General features: G+C 71.1%; 26 protein-coding genes. 6 read left to right on the top strand and 20 right to left on the bottom strand.

Translation table 11 applies throughout. The annotated features are described in order from the left end of the window. The first annotated feature begins 58 nt into the window (after window positions 1–58). Window positions 59–1,279, top strand: coding sequence for a cysteine desulfurase-like protein (locus J5X86_RS12115; RefSeq protein WP_208516748.1), 1,221 nt, complete (start codon window positions 59–61; stop codon window positions 1,277–1,279). Between the two features lie 37 nt (window positions 1,280–1,316). Here the strand turns inward: J5X86_RS12115 and J5X86_RS12110 are convergent, their stop codons facing one another. Then, complete coding sequence (locus tag J5X86_RS12110) at window positions 1,317–1,475, bottom strand: hypothetical protein (RefSeq protein WP_208516747.1); 159 nt, start codon at window positions 1,473–1,475, stop codon at window positions 1,317–1,319. A gap of 391 nt (window positions 1,476–1,866) precedes the next feature. On the opposite strand from J5X86_RS12110, the gene J5X86_RS12105 reads away from it, so the two are divergent. Then, window positions 1,867–3,057, top strand: coding sequence for an acyltransferase (locus tag J5X86_RS12105; protein ID WP_208516746.1), 1,191 nt, complete (start codon window positions 1,867–1,869; stop codon window positions 3,055–3,057). 61 nt (window positions 3,058–3,118) lie between these two features. Here the strand turns inward: J5X86_RS12105 and J5X86_RS12100 are convergent, their stop codons facing one another. The 3 genes from J5X86_RS12100 to J5X86_RS12090 all read right to left on the bottom strand — a co-directional run bounded on the left by J5X86_RS12100 (window position 3,119) and on the right by J5X86_RS12090 (window position 5,926). Continuing rightward, window positions 3,119–4,213, bottom strand: coding sequence for a winged helix DNA-binding domain-containing protein (locus J5X86_RS12100; RefSeq protein WP_208516745.1), 1,095 nt, complete (start codon window positions 4,211–4,213; stop codon window positions 3,119–3,121). Further along, window positions 4,210–5,250 (bottom strand): aldo/keto reductase, encoded by a 1,041-nt coding sequence (locus J5X86_RS12095; protein ID WP_208516744.1) that lies wholly within the window; start codon window positions 5,248–5,250, stop codon window positions 4,210–4,212. The genes J5X86_RS12100 and J5X86_RS12095 overlap by 4 nt, the downstream gene beginning before the upstream one ends. A gap of 97 nt (window positions 5,251–5,347) precedes the next feature. Then, window positions 5,348–5,926: a DinB family protein gene (locus tag J5X86_RS12090; protein ID WP_208516743.1), complete on the bottom strand. Its 579-nt coding sequence runs from the start codon at window positions 5,924–5,926 to the stop codon at window positions 5,348–5,350. Window positions 5,927–6,025: 99 nt separating this feature from the next. Between J5X86_RS12090 and J5X86_RS12085 the strand changes: the two genes are divergently transcribed. Then, window positions 6,026–7,057, top strand: coding sequence for a YafY family protein (locus J5X86_RS12085; RefSeq protein WP_208516742.1), 1,032 nt, complete (start codon window positions 6,026–6,028; stop codon window positions 7,055–7,057). Between the two features lie 57 nt (window positions 7,058–7,114). On the opposite strand, the gene J5X86_RS12080 is transcribed toward J5X86_RS12085, so the two are convergent. The 10 genes from J5X86_RS12080 to J5X86_RS12035 form a co-directional block, all read right to left on the bottom strand. Continuing rightward, entirely contained in the window at window positions 7,115–7,870 is a 756-nt protein-coding gene (locus tag J5X86_RS12080) for a FadR/GntR family transcriptional regulator (protein WP_208516741.1), read from the bottom strand. A gap of 22 nt (window positions 7,871–7,892) precedes the next feature. Then, window positions 7,893–8,927, bottom strand: coding sequence for a D-erythronate dehydrogenase (gene denD, locus J5X86_RS12075; RefSeq protein WP_208516740.1), 1,035 nt, complete (start codon window positions 8,925–8,927; stop codon window positions 7,893–7,895). After that, a complete protein-coding gene (gene otnI, locus J5X86_RS12070) occupies window positions 8,924–9,718 on the bottom strand; it encodes a 2-oxo-tetronate isomerase (protein WP_208516739.1) in 795 nt (264 codons plus the stop codon). Before otnI ends, denD begins: the two co-directional genes overlap by 4 nt. A gap of 34 nt (window positions 9,719–9,752) precedes the next feature. Then, the gene (locus tag J5X86_RS12065; protein WP_208516738.1) at window positions 9,753–11,060 is read right to left on the bottom strand and encodes an MFS transporter; all 1,308 of its coding nucleotides are present in this window, start codon (window positions 11,058–11,060) and stop codon (window positions 9,753–9,755) included. Between the two features lie 69 nt (window positions 11,061–11,129). Further along, window positions 11,130–11,804: an aldolase gene (locus J5X86_RS12060; RefSeq protein ID WP_208516737.1), complete on the bottom strand. Its 675-nt coding sequence runs from the start codon at window positions 11,802–11,804 to the stop codon at window positions 11,130–11,132. Continuing rightward, on the bottom strand, window positions 11,801–13,081 hold the full coding sequence (gene otnK / locus J5X86_RS12055) for a 3-oxo-tetronate kinase (RefSeq protein WP_208516736.1): 1,281 nt from the start codon (window positions 13,079–13,081) through the stop codon (window positions 11,801–11,803). Before otnK ends, J5X86_RS12060 begins: the two co-directional genes overlap by 4 nt. Before the next feature lies 1 nt (window position 13,082). Further along, window positions 13,083–14,000 carry an L-threonate dehydrogenase gene (ltnD, locus tag J5X86_RS12050; RefSeq protein ID WP_208516735.1) on the bottom strand — a complete coding sequence of 306 codons (918 nt, stop codon included), beginning with the start codon at window positions 13,998–14,000 and terminating at the stop codon, window positions 13,083–13,085. A gap of 358 nt (window positions 14,001–14,358) precedes the next feature. Continuing rightward, window positions 14,359–15,159 carry a polysaccharide lyase family 7 protein gene (locus tag J5X86_RS12045; RefSeq protein WP_208516734.1) on the bottom strand — a complete coding sequence of 267 codons (801 nt, stop codon included), beginning with the start codon at window positions 15,157–15,159 and terminating at the stop codon, window positions 14,359–14,361. A gap of 245 nt (window positions 15,160–15,404) precedes the next feature. After that, a complete protein-coding gene (locus J5X86_RS12040) occupies window positions 15,405–16,382 on the bottom strand; it encodes a D-2-hydroxyacid dehydrogenase (protein ID WP_208516733.1) in 978 nt (325 codons plus the stop codon). Beyond that, the gene (locus J5X86_RS12035) at window positions 16,379–17,611 is read right to left on the bottom strand and encodes a hypothetical protein (protein ID WP_308124519.1); all 1,233 of its coding nucleotides are present in this window, start codon (window positions 17,609–17,611) and stop codon (window positions 16,379–16,381) included. Before J5X86_RS12035 ends, J5X86_RS12040 begins: the two co-directional genes overlap by 4 nt. A 519-nt stretch (window positions 17,612–18,130) precedes the next feature. Between J5X86_RS12035 and J5X86_RS12030 the strand changes: the two genes are divergently transcribed. Further along, window positions 18,131–19,120 carry a LacI family DNA-binding transcriptional regulator gene (locus J5X86_RS12030; protein WP_308124518.1) on the top strand — a complete coding sequence of 330 codons (990 nt, stop codon included), beginning with the start codon at window positions 18,131–18,133 and terminating at the stop codon, window positions 19,118–19,120. 139 nt (window positions 19,121–19,259) lie between these two features. Here J5X86_RS12030 and J5X86_RS12025 read toward each other — a convergent pair whose 3' ends face one another. Together J5X86_RS12025 and J5X86_RS12020 are read right to left on the bottom strand one after the other, a co-directional pair. Continuing rightward, the gene (locus J5X86_RS12025; protein ID WP_208516731.1) at window positions 19,260–19,634 is read right to left on the bottom strand and encodes a hypothetical protein; all 375 of its coding nucleotides are present in this window, start codon (window positions 19,632–19,634) and stop codon (window positions 19,260–19,262) included. Window positions 19,635–19,757: 123 nt separating this feature from the next. Then, complete coding sequence (locus tag J5X86_RS12020) at window positions 19,758–20,708, bottom strand: endonuclease/exonuclease/phosphatase family protein (RefSeq protein WP_374229248.1); 951 nt, start codon at window positions 20,706–20,708, stop codon at window positions 19,758–19,760. 187 nt (window positions 20,709–20,895) lie between these two features. On the opposite strand from J5X86_RS12020, the gene J5X86_RS12015 reads away from it, so the two are divergent. Further along, window positions 20,896–21,846: a phosphotransferase family protein gene (locus J5X86_RS12015; RefSeq protein WP_208516730.1), complete on the top strand. Its 951-nt coding sequence runs from the start codon at window positions 20,896–20,898 to the stop codon at window positions 21,844–21,846. Here the strand turns inward: J5X86_RS12015 and J5X86_RS12010 are convergent. From J5X86_RS12010 to J5X86_RS11995, 4 genes are all read right to left on the bottom strand, one after another. Further along, window positions 21,815–22,696 (bottom strand): fructosamine kinase family protein, encoded by an 882-nt coding sequence (locus tag J5X86_RS12010; RefSeq protein WP_208516729.1) that lies wholly within the window; start codon window positions 22,694–22,696, stop codon window positions 21,815–21,817. The genes J5X86_RS12015 and J5X86_RS12010 overlap by 32 nt on opposite strands. Beyond that, window positions 22,693–23,157: a low molecular weight protein-tyrosine-phosphatase gene (locus J5X86_RS12005; protein WP_208516728.1), complete on the bottom strand. Its 465-nt coding sequence runs from the start codon at window positions 23,155–23,157 to the stop codon at window positions 22,693–22,695. The genes J5X86_RS12010 and J5X86_RS12005 overlap by 4 nt, the downstream gene beginning before the upstream one ends. 97 nt (window positions 23,158–23,254) lie before the next feature. Further along, complete coding sequence (locus tag J5X86_RS12000; protein WP_208516727.1) at window positions 23,255–24,442, bottom strand: GDSL-type esterase/lipase family protein; 1,188 nt, start codon at window positions 24,440–24,442, stop codon at window positions 23,255–23,257. A gap of 130 nt (window positions 24,443–24,572) precedes the next feature. After that, window positions 24,573–25,142, bottom strand: coding sequence for a TetR/AcrR family transcriptional regulator (locus J5X86_RS11995; protein ID WP_208516726.1), 570 nt, complete (start codon window positions 25,140–25,142; stop codon window positions 24,573–24,575). A gap of 71 nt (window positions 25,143–25,213) precedes the next feature. On the opposite strand from J5X86_RS11995, the gene J5X86_RS11990 reads away from it, so the two are divergent. Next, on the top strand, window positions 25,214–25,705 hold the full coding sequence (locus tag J5X86_RS11990; RefSeq protein ID WP_208516725.1) for an FBP domain-containing protein: 492 nt from the start codon (window positions 25,214–25,216) through the stop codon (window positions 25,703–25,705). The last annotated feature ends 49 nt before the right edge of the window (window positions 25,706–25,754 follow it).

The following is a 25,754-nucleotide window of genomic DNA, read 5'->3' as shown; positions in this document are numbered from 1 at the left end:
GTTCCGCACCGGTGCCTGCATAAGATCGCCCTGGTCACCCCTCGGCAAGGAGTCGCTCGTGGCATACGACATCAGCGCCATCCGCGCACAGTTCCCCGCACTGAAGGCCGGATCGGCCCACTTCGACGGCCCCGGGGGCACCCAGACCCCCCTCCCCGTCATCGAGGCCATCACCGACGCGCTGGCCAACCCGCTGGCCAACCGAGGCCGGCTCACCGCGGGGGAGCGCAACTCCGAGGCCCTCGTCCAGTCGGCCCGGCAGGCCATGGCCGACCTGCTCGGCGCCGACCCGGCCGGGGTCGTCTTCGGGCGCAGCGCCACCGCCCTCACCTACGACTTCTCCCGCACCCTCGCCAAGACCTGGTCACCGGGGGACGAGGTCGTGGTGTCCCGGCTGGACCACGACTCCAACATCCGCCCCTGGATCCAGGCCGCCGAAGCCGCCGGGGCCACCGTCCGCTGGGCCGACTTCGACCCCGCGACCGGCGAACTGACCCCCGACGACATCAGCGCCCAGCTCGGCGACCGCACCCGGCTGGTCGCGGTCACCGCCGCCTCGAACCTGATCGGCACCCGCCCGGCCATCCCGGAGATCTCCCGGCGGGTGCACGCGGCCGGGGCGCTGCTCTACGTCGACGGCGTGCACTACACCGCCCACGCCCATGTCGACATCCGGCAGCTCGGAGCGGACTTCTTCTGCTGCTCCCCCTACAAGTTCTTCGGCCCCCACCTCGGCGTCCTGGCGAGCCGGCCCGAGCTCCTGGAGACCATGACCCCGGACAAGCTGCTCCCCTCGACGAACGCCGTCCCCGAGCGCTTCGAATTCGGCACCCTGCCCTATGAATTCCTCGCCGGCACCCGCGCCGCCGTCGACTTCCTCGCCACTCTGGCCCCCGGCGCCGAAGGCAGCCGGAGGGAGCGGCTGGCGTCGTCGTTCACGGCTCTCGAACAGTACGAGGCCACCCTTCGCCGGCGCATCGATGACGGCCTGGCCGCCCTCGACCCGATCACCATCCACTCCCGGGCGGCGGACCGCACCCCCACCGTGCTGCTGACCATCGACGGCCGCGACACCACCGACGCCTACCGCCACCTCGCGAGCCGGGGCGTCGACGCCCCCTCCGGCTCCTTCTACGCGGTGGAGGCATCCCGCAGGCTGGGCCTGGGCGACACCGGCGGCCTGCGCATCGGCCTGGCCCCCTACAACAGCGCCGAGGACGTGGACCGATTGCTGGAGGCGCTCTCGGACTTCCTGCGCACGCCGGCCCCACGCGACTGAGTCGCCCGACGATCAGAGGCCGGTCGACGGATCGTGGCTATGAGCGTGCTTCGATCCGGGCCAGGTAGTCCCGGATGATGGAGACGTATTCGCGGCGGATCGGCTCCTCCTCGAGATATGCCATATGCGCGGCGCCGGGCTGCGTGATGTGCTCGGAGTCAGGGATGCGACGGGCGATGTCCGCGAGATGCCTCACGCTCCCGGGCAAGCGGCTCGAATGCCTCGAACAACGGATCACTCGGGTAGCCCGGTCCACCGTGAACAAGGAGAAGCGGAACACCGCCGCTGCCCATTCTGCGGTACCAGACCTTTCCTCCGGGTACGGAGACCTTGCCTTCCAGCACGTCAATCAACCTCAATTCCGGTGGCTGTTCGGATAATTGGTGGATCACCGGAGCTCTAGAGCCGTCAATCCGCGAAAGTATGGCTTGACTTGCCTGGTCACCTCGGGCAGCACCGGCAAGGGTCCTGCCCTGCGGGTGGTGGTGTTCGCGTGGATGTTCCCGTGGGGGCGGTATTGGGGCCGGGGTGGTGCGACGGGCAGGCTCGTGGGTGCTGTGCCTGCGTCGTTTGGGGAGGGGTCTCCTGTGGCCGATGTGTTACCGCGTGGCGATCGGCTGCCGTCGTTGACGGGTCTTCGCTTTCTGCTGGCCGGGGTGGTGCTGGCGGGCCATGTGCTGACGCTGGGCAGATTCTTCGAGGACCAGGGGGTCTATGAGGCCGCCGATGCCTCGTCCATGGCGAGCGCGGCGGCGGTCTCCTCCTTCTTCCTCCTCAGTGGCTTTGTGCTGGCGTGGAACGCGTCTCCGGCCGACACCGTCCTCCGATTCTGGCGCCGCCGACTGGTGAAGATCTTCCCCAACCATGCGGTGACCTGGACCCTGATGCTGGGCCTGCTCATGGTGACGGGCACCGCCGCCTTGCTTCCGGTGCCGGATCCGGGGTTGGGGGAGGCGGTCCGGAATCTGCTGCTGGTGCACGCCTGGGTTCCGGACATGGCCGATTTCAGCAGTGTCAATCCGGTGACCTGGTCCATCTCGTGCGAGGCGTTCTTCTACCTCCTCTTCCCCCTGCTGATCCGGCCGGTGCATGCGCTCCCGGCACGGCTGCTCTGGCCGGTGATCGCCCTGGTGGCGGGGCTGGTGGTGACGATGCCGATGGTGGCGATGGCCGTCACCGACGAGGCCGCCCCGGGGAGTTGGTCACCGCTCTCGACGGAGCGGTGGTGGCTGATCTACTTCTTCCCTCCGGTACGGCTGCTGGAGTTCATCCTCGGAATGGTGCTCGCCCGGGCGGTCCAACTGGACCGCTGGCCGACGCTGCGGCTGCGCTGGCCGCTGCTCGCCCTGGCCGGAGTCTTCGCGGCACGGCCGCAGTTGCCGGAGGAGTACGTCTGGGGAGCGGCCACCTGTCTGCCGGTGGCCGCCCTGATCCCGGTCGTCGCCACCCGCGATGTCCAGGGGCGCGGGAGCTGGCTGGGGCGCCGTGGCCTGGTGGTGCTGGGCGAGGCGTCGTTCGCGCTGTACATGGTCCACTTCCCGGTGCTGTACGCGATCCGGGTACAGCTGGACCAGCGGACCTTCGACACGGTGACCGCCACAGCGCTGTCCCTTGTGGTGTCGGCACTGTGTGTGGCGGTGTCGCTGCTGCTGTGGCGCGGTGTCGAGATGCCGATGATGCGCCGTTTCGCCCGCCCCCGCGCCCGTTCCGCGCCGACCGCGCACCCCGCGCCCGGCGGCCAGACCGCACCCATGCCCCAGGAGGACCCCGCCCCATGACCGGGCGGCCCGGTGCATACCCGCGCGCGGCGGTCGTACGGAACCAGACGTAGGGAACCGTTCAGGGTGGAGAGACGCGCACGCGGTGGCTTTCGCCGTCGGAGAGGAACGCCGCCAGTTCCCGCCCCTCCTCGGCGACGGCGGTGCGGTCGGCTTGGGGCAGGCGGCCCAGCGGGGTGACAACCACGGTGCCGGTGTCGACGTTCCAGGTCGCGGCGACTCTGCCGTCCACCAGCACCACACGCTCACCGGCGACCGAAAGGCCCCGGTGGGCATCGTCGATGATCCGGCCACGGTCGTGGTACCCGAGGATCGCGTTGTCGAACGCGGGCAAGAACCGCACCGGCGCGGGTGTGTCGGGGTCCGGACGTGGCGCGCCGGGGAGGTCCAATACCTCGCGGCCGCGTTCATCGCGGAAGCTGACCAGTTCCTCCCGTATCGCGGAGACCGCGGCCGGGAGTCCGGCGAGGCCGCACCAGGCGCGCAGATCGGCTGAGGCCGCGGGGCCGAAGGCGGCCAGATAGCGCCGTACCAGCGCCTGACCGGCCGGGTCGGAGCCATCGGGGGAGGGCGGGTCCGGCTGTCGGCCCAGCCAGGAGGAGAGCAGGACGTTGCGCACCCCTGCCTTGGTGCGCCACAGCCCGCGGGGTGGCGTCTGGGCCACCGGGACGAGGGCGGCGATCAGCATTTCGCCCAGTGCCCGCGGCGCCGGGCCCGGCCAGCGCGCGGCGAGCGCCCCCACCAGTTCGGCCATCGAGCGGGGCTCGCCGTCGGCCATCACCGCCCGGCCCGCGGCGGCCAGTTCGTCGAGGTCTATCCCCTCGAGTTCACGGCGGTAGGTCCCGAGCACCCGCTGGCGCAGCATGGTCTCGTGGCGGGCCCGCCAGGCCAGGGTGTCGTCGGCGGTGAGGAGATGGACGGTGCGGCGCATGAGGTGGCTCCGCACCAGGCTGCGCCCGCTCAGCAGGTTCGAGAGGACCGCCGGGTCGAACGCGCGCAACCGCGACCAGAGCCCGATGAACGGCTCCTGCGGCTCCTGCGCCTGCATGCCGCACAGGTGCGCGACGGCGCCGAGGACCGGTACGCCGGCGCGATCGAGCAGCAGCTGGCGGGCGAGCGTCGCGCGGCCCAGGGCCCGGTTGCCGAGAACGGTCATCGCGTCACCGCGGCGCGCTCGTCGGCCGGTCGCCGCCGCAGTGCCGCGCGTTCGACGGCCGGCGGGGTGTAGGACACATCGAGCGGGCCGATGTCGGTTCCGGGCGCCACGATCTGGTCGATCCGGTTGAGCACCTCGTCGTCGAGGGTGACCGTGGCCCCGGCCAGGAGATCATCGAGGTGCTCCATGGTGCGCGGCCCGATGATGGCCGAGGTGACGCCGGGGTGGGTGATGGCGAAGGCCATCGCCAGGTGGGTCAGCGACAGGCCGGCCTCCTCGGCCAGTGGGATGAGCCGCTCGACGGCGTCGAGTTTGCGCTCGTCGGTCAGATGCCGGGGCACCCAGTTCATCCGCGCGTTCCGCACCGGGGGCCCGCCCTTGCGGTAGCGGCCGGTGAGCAGGCCCATCGCCAGCGGGCTCCACACCAGCGTGCCCATGCCGTACCGCTGGCAGACGGGCAGGATCTCGCGCTCGATGCCGCGGTTGAGGAGGGAGTACGTGGGCTGCTCGGTGCGGAAGCGCTGCAGTCCGCGCCGGTCGGCGACCCACTGTGCCTCGACGATCTCCGACGCCGGGAGGTTGGAGGAGCCGATCGCGCGCACCTTGCCGCTGCGCACCAGGTCGGTCAGGGCGGAGAGCGTCTCCTCGATGTCGGTGCGCGGGTCGGGATGGTGTATCTGGTAGAGGTCGATGTGGTCGGTCCGCAGGCGGCGCAGCGAGTGCTCGACCTCGGTGACGATCCAGCGTCGGGAGCTGCCGCCACGGTTGGGGTCCTCACCCATCGCGCCGTTGACCTTGGTGGCCAGCACGATGTCGTCGCGTCGGCCCTTCAGGGCCTTGCCCACGATGTCCTCGGACACCCCGTGGGGTCCGTACACATCGGCGGTGTCGACGAAGTTGATGCCCGAGTCCAGCGCCCGATGGATGATCCGGACACAGTCGTCGGGATCGGGGTTGCCCACCTGGCCGAACATCATCGTGCCCAGACAGTAGGGGCTGACCTGAATACCGGTCCTCCCCAGCTCACGCGTCTTCACGGTCGCGCCGTTCCCTTCGGTTCGGGGGGTGTGGGGGGGGGCGCGCGGGGGGGGGCGGGGCGCCCCCCCCGCGGCTCCGGGGGAGATCCGGCAGCGGTCAGCTGGACTTCTGCCCGTCTAGCGACTCGCGGATGATGTCCGCGTGCCCGGCGTGCTGGGCGGTCTCGGCGATGACATGCATCAGCACCCGGCGCACGCTGTGCGCCGCTCCCGGCTCGTTCCAGGGCGCCTCAGGCAGCGGGTGTGTCGCCGACAGGTCGGGGACGGCGGTGATGATCTCCTCGCTCCGGGCAGCGACCTGCTCATAGCGCTGGAGAATCCCGGCCAGCGTCTCGCCGGGCAGCATCTGGAAGTTGTTCTGGTTGTCGATCGCCCACTGCGGGATCTCACGTGCCGTACCGGCCGCGAGGTCGGCCCAGGTGACACCGTCGGGCAGGTCGTAACGGAGCGCCGAAGGGCCTTCGAGTACGAAGCGCAGCCATCCTTCCTCGATGGCCGCGACGTGCTTGATCAGCCCGCCCAGGCACAGTGCGCTGGCCGTCGGGCGCTCGCCGGCCTGCTCGCCGCCGAGCCCGCGCACCGTGGTGGTCAGGGCGGATCGTGCGGCGGCGAGCTCGGCGAGCAGATCGGCCCGCTCGCCGTCGAGCGTGGTGGGGGGTGTGGTGGTGACGGTCACGGTGATGGGGTCCTTCTGTCGTTCTCGTTGTCTGACAGAGACAACGGTCGCAGGGGTAGAGGACAGGTTGTGGCCGCTTCTCGGGGCAGAATGGATGTCATGCCGAAGACATCAGCGCGACTGCTGTCACTGCTCTCCCTGCTGCAGGCACGCCGGGACTGGCCGGGGCAGTTGCTGGCCGAGCGGCTGGAGGTCAGCCCGCGCACCGTGCGCCGCGATGTCGACCGCCTGCGCGAGCTCGGCTATCCCATCGCGGCCATCAAGGGCCCCGACGGGGGCTACCGGCTCGGCGCCGGCATGGAACTGCCGCCGCTGCTGTTCGACGACGACCAGGCCGTGGCCCTGGCCGTGGCGCTTCAGACCGCCGCCGTCACCGGGGCGGGAATCGAGGAGGCGGCGGTGCGTGCCCTGAGCACCGTCCGGCAGGTCATGCCCGCACGGCTGCGCCATCGCGTCGACGCCCTCCAGGTCACCGCCGTCGACGACGCGGGGACCCGGCCGCATCCGCAGGTCGCCCCGGACGTTCTCCTGACCCTCAGTGCGGCCGTCCGCGCCCGCGAGGTGCTGCGCTTCGACTACGTCCCCGTCTCCCCACCGGGAACCGCCGCCCACGCCGACCCCGCCGCGACCGCGCCGCGCCGGGTGCAGCCGCACCACCTCGTCACCCGGGGCGGGCGCTGGTATCTCGTCGCCTGGGACCTCGACCGCGACGACTGGCGCACCTTCCGCGTCGACCGGATCACCCCGCGCACCCCCACGGGGCCCCGCTTCACCCCGCGCGAACTGCCCGGAGGGGATGTGGCCGCCTTCGTCGCCGGCAGATTCAAGGGCTCCGACGGCACCGGCGGCTGGCCCTGCCACGGGGAGGTCATCCTCGACCTCCCCGCCTCCGTCGTGTCCACCTACACCCGGGACGGAGTCGTCGAAGAGCTCGGCCCGGACCGCTGCCGGCTCGTCCTGGGCGCGTGGTCATGGCCCGGACTGGCCGCCAGTATCGGCAGGTTCGACGCCGACATCGAGGTCATCGGGCCGCGGGAGCTCAAGGACGCCTTCGCCCACCTGGCCCGCCGCTACGCACGAGCCGCGGCCGACGGACCCGCCGAGCCCACCACGCCACCACCGAGCCGATGAGCGACCCGCACTGCACCTCGAGCCTCAGGGATGAGGGACGGGCCTCAAGGGCGCGCCTCAGGGAGCGGCGTCGAGATCCACCTCGAGGCTCTCCGCCTCGGTCCAGAACCCCTCGTCCGCGTCCTGCAGCCGGGACGCCGCGTGCCTCAGGTGGAGCAGTGCCGCGTCGCGTGCCGCCTCGGCGTCGCGGGCCTCGATGGCGGCCAGGATGGCGTGGTGTTCGTGCCGGACCGCTTCGAGAAAGTCGCCGCGCCGCGCCTCGTTCGCACGCGTGACACGGATTCCGCTGCGCAGCACCTCGCCGAGGTAGCGCAGCGTCGAGAGCATCACCGGATTCCCGGTCGATTCGGCGATGGACCGGTGGAAGGCGAGATCCTCGTCCACGCCGTCGCCCCCGGCCGCCACCGCCGCGTCGATGGCCTCCAGGGCCTGACGCATCCGGGCGAGGCCGGCCGGAGTGGCCCGGGTGGCCGCGAGGTACGCCGCCTCGCCCTCGATGGGGCGGCGCACCTCCACGATCTGCCGCACCTTGGACTTGGTGTCCTCGGCGGTCTCGGCCTCCAGGTCGAGCGGCCGGGTGCGCCGCGGCATCACGAACACACCGAGCCCCTGACGGGGTTCGACCAGGCCCGCGTTGCGGAGCCTGGAGACGGCCTCGCGTACGACGGTGCGGCTGACGCCCAGCTGCTTGACCAGCGCCACCTCGGTCGGGAGCTTGTCGCCCTCGGCCAGCCGCCCGGACTCGATCTCTTCCGAGAGTATCGCCGCGACCCGATCCGCGAGCCGCACGGGACCGCTCACCTTGGAGAACATGGTCTTCAGTTTATCGGCACCGTCACGGTCGCCCCGGCCGCCAAGGGTGCGCACCGTCCACGACCGCGTCGGCGTGGTCTTCGAGGTAGTCGCGCACCACCGAGGCGAAGTCCGGGTCGGGTGCCAGTCCGAGCGCGGCGGCGCGTGTGTTGTCGAACGCGGGGGGCCACGAGCCCACGAGAGCCTCGACGCCGGGATCGGGCGCGATCGTCACCAGGTCGGCGACGGCGTCGCCGGCCACCTGCCGCAGAGTGCTCAGCATGTCGGCGACCGAGACCGTGAGCGCCGGAAGGTTGACCGGAACCCCGCCGTCGAGGAGGCCCGGGCCGGCGCCGCGCTCGGCCTCCGCGACACGCAGGATGCCCTCGACGGTGCGCCGTGGCGAGGCCAGGGCCACCTTCAGCTCGGGGCGGACCGGGCAGGTCGCCGGGAGGCCCGCGAGCGGTTCGCGGATGATGCCGGACAGGAAGCCGGAGGCGGCCGCGTTGGGCTTGCCCGGCCGTACCGACACGGTCATCAGGCGGGCGACGCGCCCGTCGAGGAAGCCGCGGCGGGTGTAGTCCGCGATGAGCTGCTCGCAGACGAGTTTCTGGATCCCGTAGCTCGACCGCGGTGTGGGCAGGGTCGACTCGCTGACGACCGGCGGCAGCGGCAGCGCGGGGTCGGAGCCGTAGACGGCGACGCTGCTGGAGAACACCACCTGCGGCGTCGGCCCCCCGGCGGCCGACTGGGCCCGCGCGGCTTCGAGCAGCGCACGGGTCGTGTCCACATTGGCGCTCATGCCGAGGTCGAAGTCGGCCTCGCACTCGGCCGAGACCGCGGAGGCGAGGTGGATCAGCACATCCACCGGCTCCGCGAACACCTCGTCGAGCCGGTCGACCAGGTCGCCCCGTACGACGTCCACGAGGGGGTCCGTCACTGCCGAACCGGACGGCACGACGCGGTCGGCGAGCACCAGCCGGTCGATCGGCGCACCGCGGAACGTCCGTGTCGTGAGCAATGCGGCGGCGACCCGCTGTCCCAGGAAGCCGAAGCCACCCGTGATGACGATCCTCATGCGTTGTCTCCTCGGTAGTCGTCTCGCCAGCCGAGCCCCTCGCTCGTACCGGCGCGGGGGTTGTACTCGCAGCCGATCCACCCGTCGAAGCCCAGGTCGTCGATGACGCCGAACAGATGGTGGATGTCGAGTTCGCCCCGATCGGGCTCATGGCGATCGGGCACGCCCGCGATCTGCAGATGGCCGACCCGGCCGGTGGGCAGGTCGCGGCGCAGGGTCGTGGTGAGGTCGCCCTCGACGATCTGGCAGTGGTACAGGTCGAGCTGCACTTTGAGGTTCGGGGCTCCCACCTCCCGTACCACGGCGTGCGCTTCGGACTGCCGGCTCAGGAAGTAGCCGGGCATATCACGGCCGTTGATCGGTTCGATCAGGATGTCGACGCCCGCCGCGGCGGCCCGCTCCGCGGCCCAGGCGAGGTTGGCCAGGTAGGTGTCGCGGTGCTCGGCCGGGTCCTGTGCGGGCCCCACCAGCCCGGCCATCATGTGCACCCGTGGGCAGCCGAGCTCCGCCGCGTACTCCAGAGCCCGCTCGATCCCGGAGCGCACCTCCGCCTCGCGTCCTGGCAGCGCCGCGAGCCCGCGCTCGCCGGACTCCCACGCGCCGGGAGGTGCGTTGAAGAGCACCTGCCTCAGGCCGTGGTCGTCGAGTCGGTGGCGGAGCTCGGTGGCGTCGTACGCGTACGGGAAGAGGTACTCGACGGCCTCGAAGCCGTCCGCCGACGCCGCGGCGAAGCGGTCGAGGAAGTCGTGTTCGGTGTACATCATGGACAGGTTCGCGGCGAACCTCGGCATGCTGGCTCCTGCGTTCGGGCCGGGAGCGTCCCGGTCAGCGGTTGACGATGTCCTTCTTGGTGGTGAGCACCGCGGCGGCGCCGACGACGAGGCTGAGCGCCAGGACATGCATCGGGATCGACGCCGAGCCGGTGGCGTCCTTGAGCGCGCCGATCATGTAGGGGCTGACGAAGCCGGCGAGGTTGCCCACCGAGTTGATCATGGCAAGGCCCGCCGCGGCGGCGGTGCCGCTCAGGAACGCGGTGGGGAGCGACCAGAACAGCGGAGCGCAGGTCAGCACCCCGGCCGCGGCGATGGACAGCGCGGTCAGGGACAGCGCGGTCGAGCCGTTCCAGACGGCGGACAGCGAGAATCCGACGGCGCCCATGAGGCTCGGGATGACCAGGTGCCAGCGGCGCTCGCGGCGTTTGTCCGCCGAGCGGCCGAACAGGTTCATCGCGACGAGCGCGGCCAGGAACGGCACGGCGCTGAGCACGCCGATCGCGAAGTTGCCCTCGATGCCGGTGGACTCGACGAACGAGGGCATCCAGAAGGTCAGGGCGTACTGGCCCATCACGAAGCAGAAGTAGATGAGGCACATCAGCCACACCCTGGGCTCGCGGAAGGCGTCCCAGACCCGGCCGTCCACCGTACGGTGCGTGGTGTCGTCGGCGACCGCCCGCTCGACGACGGACTTCTCCTCATCGGTCAGCCACTTCGCGGCGCGCACGTCGTCGTCCAGGTAGAAGAGGGTGACGACACCGACGAGGAGCGCGGGGATGGCCTCCAGCAGGAACATCCACTGCCAGCCCTGCCAGCCGTTCACGCCCTGGAAGTGGTCCATGATCCAGCCGGAGAGCGGATTGCCGAAGATGCCCGCCACCGGGATCGCCGACATGAACATCGCGATCACCCGGGCCCGGCGGTACGAGGGGAACCAGTAGGTGCAGTAGAGGACCACTCCCGGATAGAACCCCGCCTCCGCGGCACCGAGCAGGAACCTCAGGACGTAGAACGTCGCCTCGTTGGTGACGAACATGAACGCCGCCGAGACCAGGCCCCAGCTGATCATGATGCGGGCGATCCAGGTGCGGGCCCCGACGCGTTGCAGCATCAGGTTGGAGGGGACCTCCAGGATGAAGTAGCCGATGAAGAACAGGCCCGCCCCCAGGCCGTACGCCGCCTCGCTGAACCCGAGGTCGTCGGACATCTGCAGCTTCGCGAAGCCGACGTTGACCCGGTCCAGGTAGGAGGCCACGTAGCAGAGGATGAGGAAGGGGACGATGCGGCGTACGACCTTGCGGTAGACCGTGTTCTCGCGGGCGAGCGCGGGGGTCTCGGTCGCCACTGCGGGTATGGGCATGACGAATCCTTTGTGCGGCTCAGGGGATTCTGCGAACGGGGAGGGGAGAAAGGGGAGGGGAGAAACAGGTCACCAAGCGGCGCCGAACGTGGCCCTCAGTTCGTCGATGGCGTCGGTGGTGAGCGGCTCCGGTCGACGGTCGGTCAGGAGCCAGAGGCGTGCCGTCTCCTCGAGTTCTTCGAGGACGGCGAGGGCTGCGGCCGCGTCCGGGCCCCAGACCACGGGGCCGAGCCGGTCGAGCAGGACGGCCCTGATCGGCGTGTGGCTCGCCTGGCGGTCGGCGATCCGGACGGTCACCAGGTCGGCCACGTGCGGGTCGCCGGGCCGGTGGTAGGGGATGAGCGGGACGTGCCCGACCTTCATCACGAAGTAGGGCGTGATGGGCGGGAGCACGTCGTCCTGGCTCCACACACCGGCCAAGGTGAGCGCGACCAGGTGGGTGGAGTGGGTGTGGATGACGAATCGGGCCGTGGGGTCGGCCGCGTAGATGCGTCGATGGAGCGTCAGGGTCTTGCTCGCGCGGTCGCCCGCGATCTGCTCACCCTGGGCGTCGACCAGCGCGAGGCGGTCGCGCTCGAGGAAACCCAGGGCGGCGTCGGTGGGTGTGATCAGATGGCCGTCGCCGACCCTGGCGCTGATGTTCCCGGCGCTGGCGTGCACATAGCCCCTGTTGAACAGGCTCGTGCCCACCCGGACGACCTCGTCGCGCACCTCGTCCACGGTGGCGTCGAGGAACTCGGTCATGAGACCTCCCGGTCGAGCAGGGCGAACGAGTCGGTGAAGAACGCGGGGCCACCGAAGTTGCCGGACTTCAGCGTGATGTGGAGCGTGTCGCCGCCGGGAAGCGGCGCCGCGCACCATGGCACACCGGGATCGATCTGCGGCCCGATCCGCAGCCCGGTGATGCCGAGCGCCCGGACGACCGCTCCCGAGGTCTCGCCGCCCGCGACGACGAGTCGGCGGACACCCCGTTCCACGAGGCCCTGGGCCACCCGGGCGAGGGTCCGCTCCACCAGTTCACCCGCCTCGGCGGCGCCGAGCTTGCTCTGGACGGTGCGGACCGCTTCGGGTGTCTCGGTGGAGTAGAAGAGGACTGGACCGTCGGCCAGATGGGATCCGGCGAAGGCAAGAGCCTGGCTGGACACGTCCTCACCGGCCGCGATACGCAGCGGATCCACGCTGAACGCGGGCCGGCCGGCGCGCAGGAACTCCAGGACCTGGCGGTTGGTGGCGGTGGAGACCGATCCGGAGATGACGGCCCGGTGGCCGCCGGGCGGTGGTAGCTGTGGGGCGGCGTGGGACGGCGTGAACCCCCAGTTCGCGGGCAGCCCGATGGCCAGGCCCGAACCGGCGGTCACCAGGGGCATCCCCTGGACCGCCGCGCCGAGACGCACCAGGTCCTCGTTGGAGACGGCGTCGGCGATGGCGATCCCGGCGCCCTGCTCGCGCAGATCGTCGATCCGGGCCCGGACCGCATCGGCATCGCGGCCGACGACCGTGTGGTCGATCAGGCCGACCGCCCGGGTGGTCTGCGCACCCAGGACCGAAACGAGATTGGGGTCGGTCATCGGGGTGAGCGGGTGATGGCGCATACCGCTCTCGCTGAGCAGCACGTCGCCGACGAAGAGATGACCCTTGAAGACCGTGCGCCCGTTGTCGGGGAACGCGGGCGTCGCGATCGTGAAGTCGGTGCCGAGTGCGTCCATCAGGGCCTCGGTGACCGGCCCGATGTTGCCGTCAGGCGTCGAGTCGAAGGTGGAGCAGTACTTGAAGTAGATCTGCTCGGCGCCCGCGGACCGCAGCCAGGCGAGGGCCCGCAGCGATGCCTCGACGGCGTCGGCGGCCGGAACCGTCCGCGACTTGAGCGCGACGACCACGGCGTCCGCGTCCACCGGCTCCTCGGCACCGGCAGGCGGCACATCGATCAGCTGGACCACGCGCATGCCCGCGCGCACCAGGTTGTTGGCCAGGTCCGTGGCCCCGGTGAAGTCGTCGGCGATGCAGCCGAGTCGGATTCCCATCTCAGGCCCCCATCGGCTGCGGCAGGTCGATCCCGGGGAAGATCTTGATGACCGCGCTGTCGTCCTCGGCACCCAGGCCCGACGCCGACGCTTGCAGGAACATCTGGTGAGCCGTGGCCGCCAGGGGGAGCGGGAACCGCTCCGGCCGGGCGGAATCGAGGACGAGCCCCAGGTCCTTGACGAAGATGTCGACCGCGGAGAGGGCCGTGTAGTCACCGGCAAGCACATGCGCCATCCGGTTCTCGAACATCCACGAGTTGCCGGCGCTGTGCGTGATGACCTCGTAGAGCGCCTCGGCCGGAACACCGGCCTTCAGGCCCAGCGCCATCGCCTCGGCCGCCGCGGCGATGTGCACACCCGCGAGCAACTGGTTCACGATCTTGACCTTGGAGCCGAGACCGGCCTGCTCACCCAGGCGGTAGACCGTGGCGCTCATGGCCTCGAGTACCGGGTCGGCGACCGCGTACGCCGCGGCGGAGCCCGACGTCATCATGGTCAGCTCTCCGGCGGCGGCGCGCGCGGCACCACCGGAGATGGGGGCGTCCAGGTAGAGCACCCCCTGCTCGGCCAGCCGTCCACCGAGCTCCGCGGACCAGCCCGGGTCGACCGTGGAGCACATCACGAAGACGGCCCCCGGGCGGAGCCGGGCGGCGGCCCCGTCGGCACCGAACAGCACCGATTCGACCTGCGCCGCGTTGACCACGACACCGACCACGACGTCCACCGCGGCCGCCAGGTCGCCGGGGGAGGCGAACGCCGTCCCGCCGTCGCGGGCGAAGCCCTCGGCCACCTCCGGTCGCAGATCGTGGACTCCGACCTCGTAGCCCGCCTTCCGCAGGCTGCGAGCCATGCCGAGTCCCATGGCCCCGAGCCCCACCACGCCCACGCGCGGCTGTGCCGGCCTGTCCTGGTCGCTCATGCCCCTCCTCGTCCTTGCCGTGTTCTATGGGGGAGCGCCGCCGCCCTGCTGTGCTGGCCGAAGGCGTAATCGGCCTCCAGCCTGGGCGGCGATCGGGTCATATGATGACCTGAAGACAAGGCTCCCGCATACTGTGACGTCCGTCACATAGGATGGGGTGAAGTCGGGTGGGACGTGGCGAGGCGGGGCATGGCGGGCCCTCGCGACCCGAGGAGTACCGGAGGCGCACGAGGTGGGGAACATGCGTGTGGGACCCGCCTGTGCGGCGGGTCCCACATCAGGTGCGCGGCCGGAACGGGGGCCGCGGCCAGTAGGAAGCCGGCATCCTCCTACTGGCCGCGGCCGCACGGCATGGTGCTCAGCTGTGCTTCACCGTGACCCCGTACAGGGCGACCTCGCCGTAGTTCGAGTTGCCGCACGGCTTGGAGTTGTTGCAGTTCGCCTGCGTGTAGTCGCCCGCCTTGAAGTAGCCGCTGCCGAACTTGGCGGTGACGGTGGCCTGGAGAGTGCCGTTGTAGTAGACGTCGACCTTTCCGTCGTGGGCCACAAACTTGCCCTCGAAGCGGTCGCCCAGCTTGTAGTTGGAGGTCACCAGCTTGTAGTGGGTGGTGTTGTAGGAGGTGACGTAGAGGCTGGTCCCTTCGAGGCGGAACGAGGTGACGTCGCTCGTCTCGTCGTGGATCTGCCCGGCCATGACGTGCGGCTTGTCCGCGGGGAGATGTGTGATGGCCTCGTCGACGACCATGGTGTGGGTGCCCTTCGTGGACGACCAACTGGTCGTCGCCGACCCATCAGCGGTCATCTCGCGCAGCTCCGACCGCGGGTATCCGGTATTGCTGGTGGTGGCGCCGTTGACGGCGGCGCGCATCAGGATCGCGTCGCAGCCCGAAGTGGTCGTGAACCACGGTGCCTTGGCGTACGTCGACAGGGCCGGTTGCTTGATCTCCTGGGGCGAGCCGGAGCTGTTGGGGGTGGGTAGCTGGAGCTTCCAGCCGGTGCTCAGGCCGATGGCCGCGGCCGGTGCGGGGCAGGCGGCGGCGTGTGCCGTAGCGGCCGACGCACTCTGTACCGAGGCCAGGGCGCCGGCGGCGAGTGCCGGTGCGGCGATGAACACGAGAGCGCGGCGCGGAGTCCTGCGCGCGCTGGAGTTCTTCTGCATGTGCGGCTCCTTCATGTGTGGGGGGCATGACAAATCCGTCAAGGGACGGATCCGGAGGAAACCGCCGACCGCTGGGGTCGGCGGAGCGATGAGGCCGTAGGGGCGGCGAACGGCGGCGAACGGCAGCGGCAGCGAACGGCCGCGAACAGGCACAGCGAGGCGGCGAGGCCGATGTCGGACCTCGCTCAAGCGCTGACCTCATCAGCGCACGGCGGGCAGGCGGGCAGGCTGTCAGCCGATGCCGTTCAGAACCATTGCGACTTGTCCACTACGTTGATCAACGGCTGTCCGGTGGCGAACCGCCGCGCATTGTCCGCGAGCACCTCGAACCGGCGCTCCGCGGCATGCGGTCCGGCCCCCGCGACATGGGGGGTGAGCAGCGCTCTGGGGTGACGCCACAGGGGGTGGTCCGCCGGCAGCGGCTCCTGCTCCATGACGTCGAGGGCGGCGCCCCGCAGACGCCCCGTGTCCAAGGCCGTGACCAGGTCGTCGAGCCGGACGATGGGACCGCGGCCGACGTTGATGAGGCAGGCTCCCGGTTTCATCAACGCGATACGGCCGGCGTCCATCAACCCTTCCGTCCGCGGAGTGTGCGGCACGGTCAGGATCACGATGTCCGCCTGGGGAAGGACGCGATCCAGGAGATCGGCGGGCACAACCCGGTCGAAACCCGGCGGCGCCTCGGTGATCCGGGCATCGACGCCCTCCACACGGGTTCCGAACGCGGCGAGCAGCCGCCCCGTCTCGGCGCCGACCGCACCTGTACCGACGACGAGCGCGCGCGCCTCACCGAGCGGAAGGACCCCGCCGTCCGACCAGTCCGGTGCCCAGTTGGCGGCGGCCTGCTCGCGCACGTAGTGGGGGAGTTGCCGCGCCAGAGCCAGGACCAACGCCAGCGTGTGCGTCGCCACATGGTCGGTGTAGGTGTCCCGCATATTCGTCACCTGCACCGGATGACGCACGAGCGCGGGGTGGTAGAAGCCGGGAGGAGGTCCCGCCTGAGGAGCCTGCAACCATCGCAAGTTCCCTGCCATGCCCAGGAGTTCGGGAGTGAGCGTGCCGTACGCGGCGTCGGCGCGGCCCAGCGCGGCACCGACGTCCTCGGGGCCTTGGGGGCAGAGGACCTCGATTCCGGGAACGGCCTCCACGAGCCTGTCGGGCCAGGACCGTGTCTCGTCCGGCAGCGGGGGGACCAGGACCAGGGTGAAGGTGGCTGTGGTCATGCTGCTCCCTCTGCTGTCCGAGCCGTGGTTCCCGTCATGGTTATCACCTCTTCCTGCGCGTTGGCCGCGCGCAGCGCCTGGAGCCGGGCAGGCGAGGCCAGGCCCGCGTGGTAGTAGCGAATCCGCTGAGCACCGGCGGCTCGCAGCCGCGCCACCCGTCCGGCGAGGTGGGCGGGGTGCTCCTCCAGCACGGACACATTGGCGATGACCGGCCGTGCGCCGCTGCGCACCGCCTCCTCGATTCGGGCCACCGACCGGGCTTCGTCGTCCCAGCATTTGACGACGAAGGCGGTGGCCCGGCCGTCGAAGTCGCCCAGGTCGAGCCCGCTGTCGGGGCCGGTGGTCTGCGGGTCGCCGTCCGCCATCAGGAGGATCTCCCGGCCGGGCGCCGCATCCGCGATCCGTAGCGTCAACTCCTCGATGACGGAACGGCGGTGACGCAGCAGAGCCTGTGCCGCCTGCTCACCCAGCGACTCGGCAAACGCGCTCGGAGCCCGGACACCGTCGCGCATCTCCGCGTCGACGGTGCGGCGCACCGCCCGTGCGACACCGGCGGGGTCCGCTCCGGCGGCCTCGATCCCTGTGCGGCACGCGGCGCACAGGCATATCGACAGCAGATCCCGGCAGCCTGTACTCAGATCGGCGCCCGCTGTCTTCTCATGCCGGCTGCCGTGCTCGAAGCCCAGCCATCCGCACGCCTCCAGCATGAGGGACGGCACTTCGGCGGCGTCGTAGCGTGCGCAGAAGGCCCGGACCAACTGGATTGCGTACGCCGCCACTTCGGGCTGCGCCGGGCACAGGGCATACCCGTATCGTTCATCGAACGCGTTGCGCACGGTCAGATCGGGTGCGCGCTCTCCCACCGCCGTGCTGTGCGTGAGCACCAGCCAGGCTTCCACCCGCAGTCCCTGGCTCCGCAGGGCCGAGGCCGCCGTGCCGAACCGGTCCGGAGCGTCGACGGCCCAGTCCGGCGCGGAGGGCCTCAGGCGGGCGCCGCGCCAGTGGTGTGGGTCGAGCGGGAAGTACGCGGCGGCGTGCGTGGCATGCACGATGCGGTGGGCGGGATGGTAGGGCGTCATGGCGCGCACTGAGTGGTAGGCGGCTTGCAGGACCACTGCGCCCATGCCGAGTGAGGCTAAGCGTTCGGCCGCCGCAGGGTCGCCCACCAGGTCCCAGGTGTAGGCGAAGGTGCCGTTGAGCTCGCAGGAGCCGAGGGGTTCGGTTGTCACGTGGTTCAACTCCTTGGTGGCGCCGGACTGCCCTGTGGCGAACCGCTGCCGAGCGAAGTTGTGGTCGCAGGTCCCGGCCCTGATGGCCCTCGGGACTGAAGTGCGCATGACGTTAGAGCCCATCGACGGAGTGAGCAAGCGTTTTCACACACGTTCTTCTCGGGGGTCTCGGCGTGGCGCCTATTGTAGTGCTCTTGACCTGCTACGTTGTGCGAGTTGTCGACCTTCGACAGAAGTACGGAAAGAGCTGAGGAAGCGCTTTCACGCGGGGGCCAGGACGGTCGCGCGGCCCTGGACCGCGGGTGGCACGCGCCGCTGGTGCGCCGAACGACGAACTACCCTGGCGGGACACAAGGGCAGGGGGCTGGGTTGGCTACTCCGAAAGTGCCGGAGATGACGGGAAGTCCGGGATCGTCCGAAGAGCGGGAACCATCTCCTTCGGCCGGGCTGCCCGATACACCCGAGAGGTCCGGTGTGGCGAGCGGTTCCGCGGCGAAGAGGGGAGCGCGTCAGCGGCGCGTGACGATCACCGATGTGGGCACGGCGGCAGGGGTGTCCGCCGCCACCGTCTCCCGTGTTCTCAACGGCACGGCCCGGGTCGACCCCGAGCTGGCGCGCCGGGTGCACAGCGCGGTCGCCGAACTGGGCTATCGCCCCAATGCCGCTGCCCAGGGCCTGGCGCGCGGCGAGGCCGGTGCTATCGGCGTGCTCGTGCCCGACCTGTCCAACCCGTACTTTCCGGATGTTCTGAAATCCGTCTCCGCTGTCGCCCGCCGGCACGGGCGTCGGGTGATGGTGATGGAGTCGGACGAGGACGCGGCGAGCGAGTACGAGCTCGCCGAGGACCTGATGCGCTGCTGCGACGGCGTACTGCTGTGTTCTCCCCGCATGGACCGCACCGCGCTCGTCGAACTGACTCTCCGTGGCCACCCTGTGGTGCTGATCAACCGGATCGTCCCCGGGCTGAGCATCCCCTCGGTCTCGGCCGATTTCTACGGAGGGATGACCCTCGTCTGCGGTCACCTCACCCAGCTCGGCCATCGCCGGGTGGCCTATCTGAGCGGTCCCGAAGCGTCCTGGGCCAATGCGGAACGTATCCGGGCCTTCGAGGCCGCGGCGGCCTTCGGCATCGACGTCACGGTCATCCCGTGCGGCCACACGGCGCGGCATGGCTACGACGCGGCCGACGCGGTGCGGGACCGCGGTGTCAGCGCTGTGGTCGCGTACAACGACCTGGTGGCATTCGGTGCGATGGCTGCGTTGGAGGAGTCGGGCCTGCGGATCCCCGAAGACCTCTCGGTGATCGGCTGCGATGACATCTCCGTTGACGACCTGCCCAGTTCGCGCCGCCTCACCACGGCCTCGATGGCCCGGGACGAACTGGGCAGGCAGGCCGCCCGCCGACTGGAATCCTTGATGGCCGCCGACGGCGACACCGAACCTCGATCCCTTCCGATGGAGCTTCGCGTACGACTCACCAGCGCGCCGCCCGCGGCATCGCCGGGCTGAGGGCGGGCTCGGCGTCAGCCGATGTCGATGGAGGTGCCTGCGGCCGGCCGGTGGTAGCGGGCCCCGATGCCGGGGCCGTTGTCGCCCAGAAACCCGCCGACCATGCCGGTGCCGACGTCGTTGAGGGCACCGTCGTGTGTCAGGACGCCCGTGTCAGGACGAGCTTGGCCTTGTTGTGGCCGCTGACCGACTGCACCCGGATGCTCAGGCTGTTGAGCCTGACGGTGCCGCCCGGACTGGTGCTGCCGCTCAGGCGCGCGCCGCCCGTAGTGGTGGCCGACATCTTCACGGACCGGGAGCTGATGTGGGTGATCCGCAGCTTCCCGAAGCCGAACCGGTGGCTGTCGACCGTGATGTTCGTGGGCCTCGACACGGTGGTCGTGCACCGCCCGTCGTAGCAGGGCCCGTGGGCGGCGGCCTGCGCCACCGGCGTCATCAGGCCGAGTCCCAGCGTGCCCGCCAGAGTCATGGTCGCGGCGGCTGTCGCGGTCGTCCAGCGCATACCGATACCCATCAGTTGGACCTCCTGTTCCGGGGATTCCTGTGCGGCATTTCTAACCCGCGGGCCCTGGGACCCCTCCCGAGGAGGCGCCCGGCCGCCGTCGTTCCCTCGGCTGCCACAGCTCGACGGGCGGCTTCAGCCCAGCGCGATCCGGGCGGCGATCGGCAGGTGGTCGCTGCCGGTGGCGGGCAGGGTGCGGATGTGGCCGACAGCCGCCGAACGGGCCATGACCTGGTCGATCCGGGCCAGCGGGAAGCCCGCGGGGAAGCTGAAGGCGAAGCCCCGCTCCGCGACGTTCATCCGTGAGGTCAGCGGGGCCAGCCCACGGTCGTCGACCGTGCCATTGAGGTCGCCCAGCAGGATCAGCCGATCCCGCTTCTCGGCGGCGATGGCCTTGCCCAACAGGCCGGCGCTCTCGTCACGCCAGGAGGACGCGAGGCCACTCGCCCGTATGCGGACCGACGGCAGATGCGCGACGTACGCCGCGATCTCGCCCCGCGGCGTATGGACCACGGTCCGCAGTCCGCGACTCCATGCCTCCGTGATCCCCTGAGGTTTGATGTCCAACGGCCGGGCGTCGGTGAGCGGATGCCTCGACCAGAGTCCGACGGTGCCCCGGACGGCGTGGTACGGGTAGTCCGGGGCGAGGGTCTTCTCGTAGACCGGCAGCGCCGCGGGCACCAGCTCCTCCAGCGCGATGAGATCGGGCCCGGCGTCGGCCAGGGCGCGGGCCGTACCCGCCGGATCGCTGTTCTCATCGCTGACGTTGTGCTGCACCACGACCAGGTCATGCGGGCCGGGCTTCGACCCGGGCAGGAGCAACCCGCCGAAGAGGTACGTCCAGGCCGCCACCGGCAGAAGCAAGGCCACCAGCGCGATGGCCGAACGGCGCAGCAGCGCCAGGCCGAGCAGCACCACGACCACCAGTCCGAGCCACGGCAGAAACGCTTCCAGCAAACTGCCCAAGTGCCCAATGGAGTTGGGCACCGCCCGGTGGAACGCCAGCAGCCCGGCCGTCAGCACCGCCAATACGCCGAGCACCCGCCCCCGCGTCCAGGGCGACCCGCCACGAGCCCACCGCGCCATCCAGCGCCCCGCCCGCCGGGGCGCCGCCGCCCGTACCGGCGACGTCGCACCGCTGTCCACCTGCTCCACCATGGCTTTCCATCCGTTCGAACCCGCCCCCCAAGACGGCTCACCAAGTGCATCGGTTTCTGGTGCGGGGGTGAAATTCCGGTGACGCCGGCCCGCACGCTTCCTAGGATCGGATCTTGTGTTCTCCCGCCCCTCCTTCATCAGTGACGAAACCATCGCGCAGACCGTCGCCGCGCATTGGCTGCCGGATGTCGCCGAGGTCGGCTACCTGCCCTGGGGATTCGGCGCACACCACTGGCGGGCGGCCGGTGGCGGCACGGCCTTGTTCGTGACGTTGGACCAGCTGGCGCCGCGCCACACCGGGGCGACGCTGGAGGCCGCCTACGCGGGGGCCGCGGCACTGGCCGCCGCCGGTGTGGACGCGGTGTGCGCGCCGTTGCCCGCCCGGTCGTCCGGCCGGTTCACCGTCGCCGTCGAGGCGGGCGCGCTCAGCGTGACGCCGTGGCTGGACGGGTGGAGCCCCACCGAGGCGCAGGCGCGACGGCCCCGGCACGTCCGCGAGGTCGAAGCGGCGCTGGCCGCGCTGCATCGCGCCCCACCGCCACCCGGCCTGCGGCATTGGACTCCCCAGGTCGGCCCCCAGTTCGCCGGTGAGCTGCGGGCCCGCACCGCCCGGCCCTGGACATCCGGCCCGCTGGCGGAGGAGGCGCGGACCGCGATCGCCGCACACGATGCCGCGATCACGCGCTGGACGGACCGCTACCTCGACCTCGCGGACCTCGCCCTCTCCCGCCGGGACCAGTGGGTGCCGACCCACGGTGAGCCACACAACGACAACCAGGTCATCGGCGCGTGTGGGCTGAAGCTGGTCGACTGGGAGTCGCTGGCGCTCGCACCACGCGAGCGGGACTACGCCGACCTGATCGCGGTCGGCGCGGGCGACCGTCTGCGCCTCGACCCGGCGATGGCCGAGCTGTTCGCCCTCGACTGGCGCCTCTCCGAGATCGCCGAGTACGCGCGCTGGTTCGCCGCCCCGCACACCGGCACGGACGACGACCACACCGCTCTGAAAGGGCTGCGCGAGGAATTGCGGCAGGTCACCGTGCCAGGGCCGCCCGGGCCACCGTGAGTGCCTGCCCGGCGTAGCCGCGGCCGAACAGCACGGTGTGCACCAGCAGGGGGAAGAGCTGGTGCAGCCCGATGCGGTCGGCCCAGCCCTCGGCGAGCGGCGCCACATCCTGGTAGCCGTCCAGCACCTGGTCGAGATGGGGGCAGCCGAACAGGTGGAGCATCGCCAGATCGGTCTCCCGGTGGCCACCGTGCGCGGCCGGATCGATGAGCCACGCCTGCCCGTCGGCGCCCCACAGGACGTTGCCGTTCCACAGGTCGCCGTGCAGCCGGGCGGGTGGCTCGGCGGGTCCGGCCAGCTCGGGCAGCCGCTCGCATGCGCGCCCGATGATCTCGGCCTCGCCGTGGCGCACCGTGCCGTCGTCGACGGCGCGGCGCAGATAGGGCAGCACCCGGTGTTCGGCGTACCAGCGCGGCCACTCGGAGCCCGGGACGTTGCGCATCGGGGCCGGCCCGATGTACGCGTCCGTGGGGCCGTCGGGCGGCGGGGCGCCGAACGCGGGCGCGCCGACGGCGTGCAGGGCGGCCAGGTCGCGGCCGAACCGGGCCGCTGCCCGGACGCTCGGTCGGCCGACCGGCACCTGGTCGGTGACCAGCCAGTGCCGGTCGTGGCCGTGCACCACCGGGACGCGGACCGTGCCCGCGTCGGTCAGCCAGCGCAGCCCCGCCGCTTCGGCCGGTGCCGCGCCCGGACCGTCGCCCCGTTTGACCATCACCGTCTGCCCGCCGTCGAGGGTGACTTCGGTGAGCGTTGCGGACAGCGGCCGCCGACCGGTCACCGGGCGGCCGGTGAGGCGGGCCGCCGCGGCACCGGGATCCTCGCCCGTCCCGGCCGCTGGGCGGGCGCTCATGAGCCGAGGCGCTCGCGCACCCAGGTCAGCAGGCCGGGCATCGCGGCTTCGATCATGGCCAGCACCTCGTCGAACCCTTCCGGGCCGCCGTAGTACGGGTCGGGCACGTCCAGATCACCGGTCGCGTCCGGGTCGAAGGACCGCAGCATCCTGACCCGGGACGGATCGTCGACCAGCCGGCGCAACGCCTTCTCGTGGCCGTGGTCCATCGCCAGGAACAGGTCGGCGTCCCTGTGCTCGGCGCCGATCTGGGCCGCGACATGCTCGACCGGGTAGCCGTGCCGTGCCAGCAGTTCGCCGGCCCGTTCATCAATGGGCTCACCGGCGTGCCAGGGGCCGATGCCGGCGCTGCTGACCCGTACCGCGCCGTCGAGTCCGGCCCGGCGCAGATGCTCGGCGAAGACCAGCGCGGCGGACGGCGACCGGCAGATGTTCCCGCTGCAGACAAAGCAGATGTGCACGGCCACCAGCGTAGGGCCTGGCTCCCCGGTGGCGCAGGGGGCGGGCTGGCCGTCCAGAGCGGCCGGACCTGCCCGTCGTACCGGCCGGAGCCCGGCGTCAGGCGCTGTGATTCGCGAACGGACCACCGTCGGCGAAGGCCAGTGCGGCGAAGCGTTCCCCGATACGGCGGTGGGTGGCGGCGTCCGGGTGGAGCTCGTCCGGCAGCGGCAGCTCGTCGGCGTCGGCCTCGCCGTAGAGGTCACGGCCGTCGAGGTAGTGCAGGTGGGGGTCGTCGGCCGCCCGCTGCTTCACGATCCGGGACAGCTCCTCCCGGATGACGCGCAGCGTCAGCTTCCCCGCGGCGCGTTCGGCGGGGTCGCCGGTGGCCAGGAACCGCAGCTTTCCGGAGCTGAGCGCGCTGAAGTCGAAGGCCGCGGGGCCGGGCGTGTCCTCGTGGATGGGGCACAGGATGGGGGAGACGACCAGCAGGGGCGTGGTGGGATGACCCTCGCGGATCGTGTCGAGGAAGCCGTGCACCGCCGGGGTGAAGGCGCGCAGCCGCATCAGGTCGGCGTTGACCAGATTGATGCCGATCTTGACGCTGATCAGGTCGGCGGGGGTGTCCCGCATCGCACGGGCGGTGAACGGGTCGAGCAGGGCGCTGCCGCCCAGGCCCAGGTTGATCAGCTCCACGCCGCCGAGGGAGGCGGCGAGCGCGGGCCAGATGGCGGTGGGGCTCGCGGCGTCGGAGCCGTGGCTGATCGAACTGCCGTGGTGCAGCCACACCTTGCGGCCCTGGTCCGGTACGGGCTCGATGGGGGCGTCGGTGCGCAGTGCGACGAGTTCGGTGGTCTCGTTGTGCGGCAGCCAGATCGCGACGGTCTTGACGCCGTCCGGCAGATCGGTGAAGCGGAGGGTGCCGGCCGGGCCGGGGTGGCTCTCGGCGGTCCCGGTGGCCAGGTCAATGGCCAGGGTGTTGCCGCCGGTCACCGAGGACTGCCCGGCCAGGCGGCCGTCGACGAGCAGGTCGTACACGCCGTCCGGGCGGGGCGGGGCGCCCGCGTAGACCCGCTTGGTGGGCAGTGTGTCCAGCTCGACGGCGGTGGCCCGGGTCCGGAAGACCAGCCGTACGCCGGAGGGCTGGGCCTCCGCCATGGCGAGTTGCCCGTCGGTGTACTGGGCGCGGGCCCAGGCGGGCAGCCGGTGCGGCAGCACCCCGTGCGCGGTGTGCTCCAGGTCGAGGGCACCCCGCAGGATGTCCGCGGTGATGGGCGTGGTGATCCAGTCGTGCTCGGTGGTGTGCATGGTCCCAGCCTGTTGATCACAGATGTGTGGATGGATGTGTGGACGGACGGACGGACGGACGGACGGATGGATCGGATGCGCCGATGTGCCGCGAGGCTGACCGCCTCCGGCGCACTGCCGCGCCCCTGAGTCAGGGCGCGGGCCAGTTCCGCAGCAGGGCGTCGAGGGCGTCGAGGGTCCGCGACCAGCTTTCCTCGCTGTCGGGGGCGCTGTGGCTGAACCCGCCCCCCATCTCGAGGCTGACGTAGCCGTGGAAGACGCTGCCCAGCAGCCGGACGGCGTGCGTCTGGTCCGGCTCGGTCAGGTCGTAGCCGCGCAGGATCGCCCGCGTCATCTGTGCGTGCCGGACACCGGCGCTGGCGGCCGCCGCCTCCGGGTCGAGCCTGAGCTGGGCTGCGGCGTAGCGGCCGGGATGCTCGCGGGCGTAGTCGCGGTAGACGTTGGCGAAGGCGGTCAGGGCGTCCTTTCCGGCCCGCCCGGCCAGGGCCTCGGCGGCTCGGTCGGCGAGCTCCTCCAGGGCGAGCAGGGCGATCCTGGTCTTGAGGTCCTGGCCGTTCTTCAGATGCGAGTAGAGACTCGCGACCTTGACGTCGAACCGTCGGGCCAGCTCAGAGACGGTCACCTGGTCGAAGCCGAGCTCGTCGGCCAGCTCCGCTCCCGCTTGGGTCAGCCGTTCCGTGGTCAGTCCTACCTGTCCCATGCCCTTCCTCTCCTTCGGCAGAAATGATTATGCATTTGCCTAACATCTTTAGGCAAATTAGCCTGCGTTATATGAAGCCGCTGACTGAGCAAGAGATCCGTGCCGCGTTCGTGAACTGCACCAAGGGCGAGGCGAAGCGCCTGTCCATCCCGCGCGACCTGGCCGACCGGCCCTGGGGCGACTTGGACTACCTCGGCTGGCGAGATCCCCAGGCACCCGACCGCGCCTACCTGGTCACCGAACTGGACGCTCGCCCGATCGCCGTCGCGCTGCGCTGCCCCGGCCCCGCCTCCTGGCAGGCGCGGCGCAGCATGTGCTCGATGTGCCTGACCGCTCACACGGGCGGCGTCTCCCTGATGGTCGCGCCGAAGGCGGGGAAGGCCAGGCAGCAGGGCAACTCGGTCGGCGCCTACATATGCAGCGACCTCGCCTGCTCGCTGTATGTGCGGGGCAAGAAGGACGCGGGTGCCGGCTCACGGCCCCAGGAGTCGCTCACCCTGGAGGAGAAGATCCAGCGGACCGCGGCGAACGTCGCGGCGTTCCTCGCCAAGGTGACCGCATAGCCCATACCGCCCGGTCGCAGAGCGGTGCCCCGCACGCCATCGCGTGCGG

Origin of the sequence: Streptomyces sp. NEAU-YJ-81 (assembly GCF_017592595.1) — a bacterium.
GTDB classification, from domain to species: domain Bacteria; phylum Actinomycetota; class Actinomycetes; order Streptomycetales; family Streptomycetaceae; genus Streptomyces; species Streptomyces hygroscopicus_B.
Note: the sequence above shows the minus strand (reverse complement) of the source record. Positions and strands in the feature narration are given on the sequence as shown.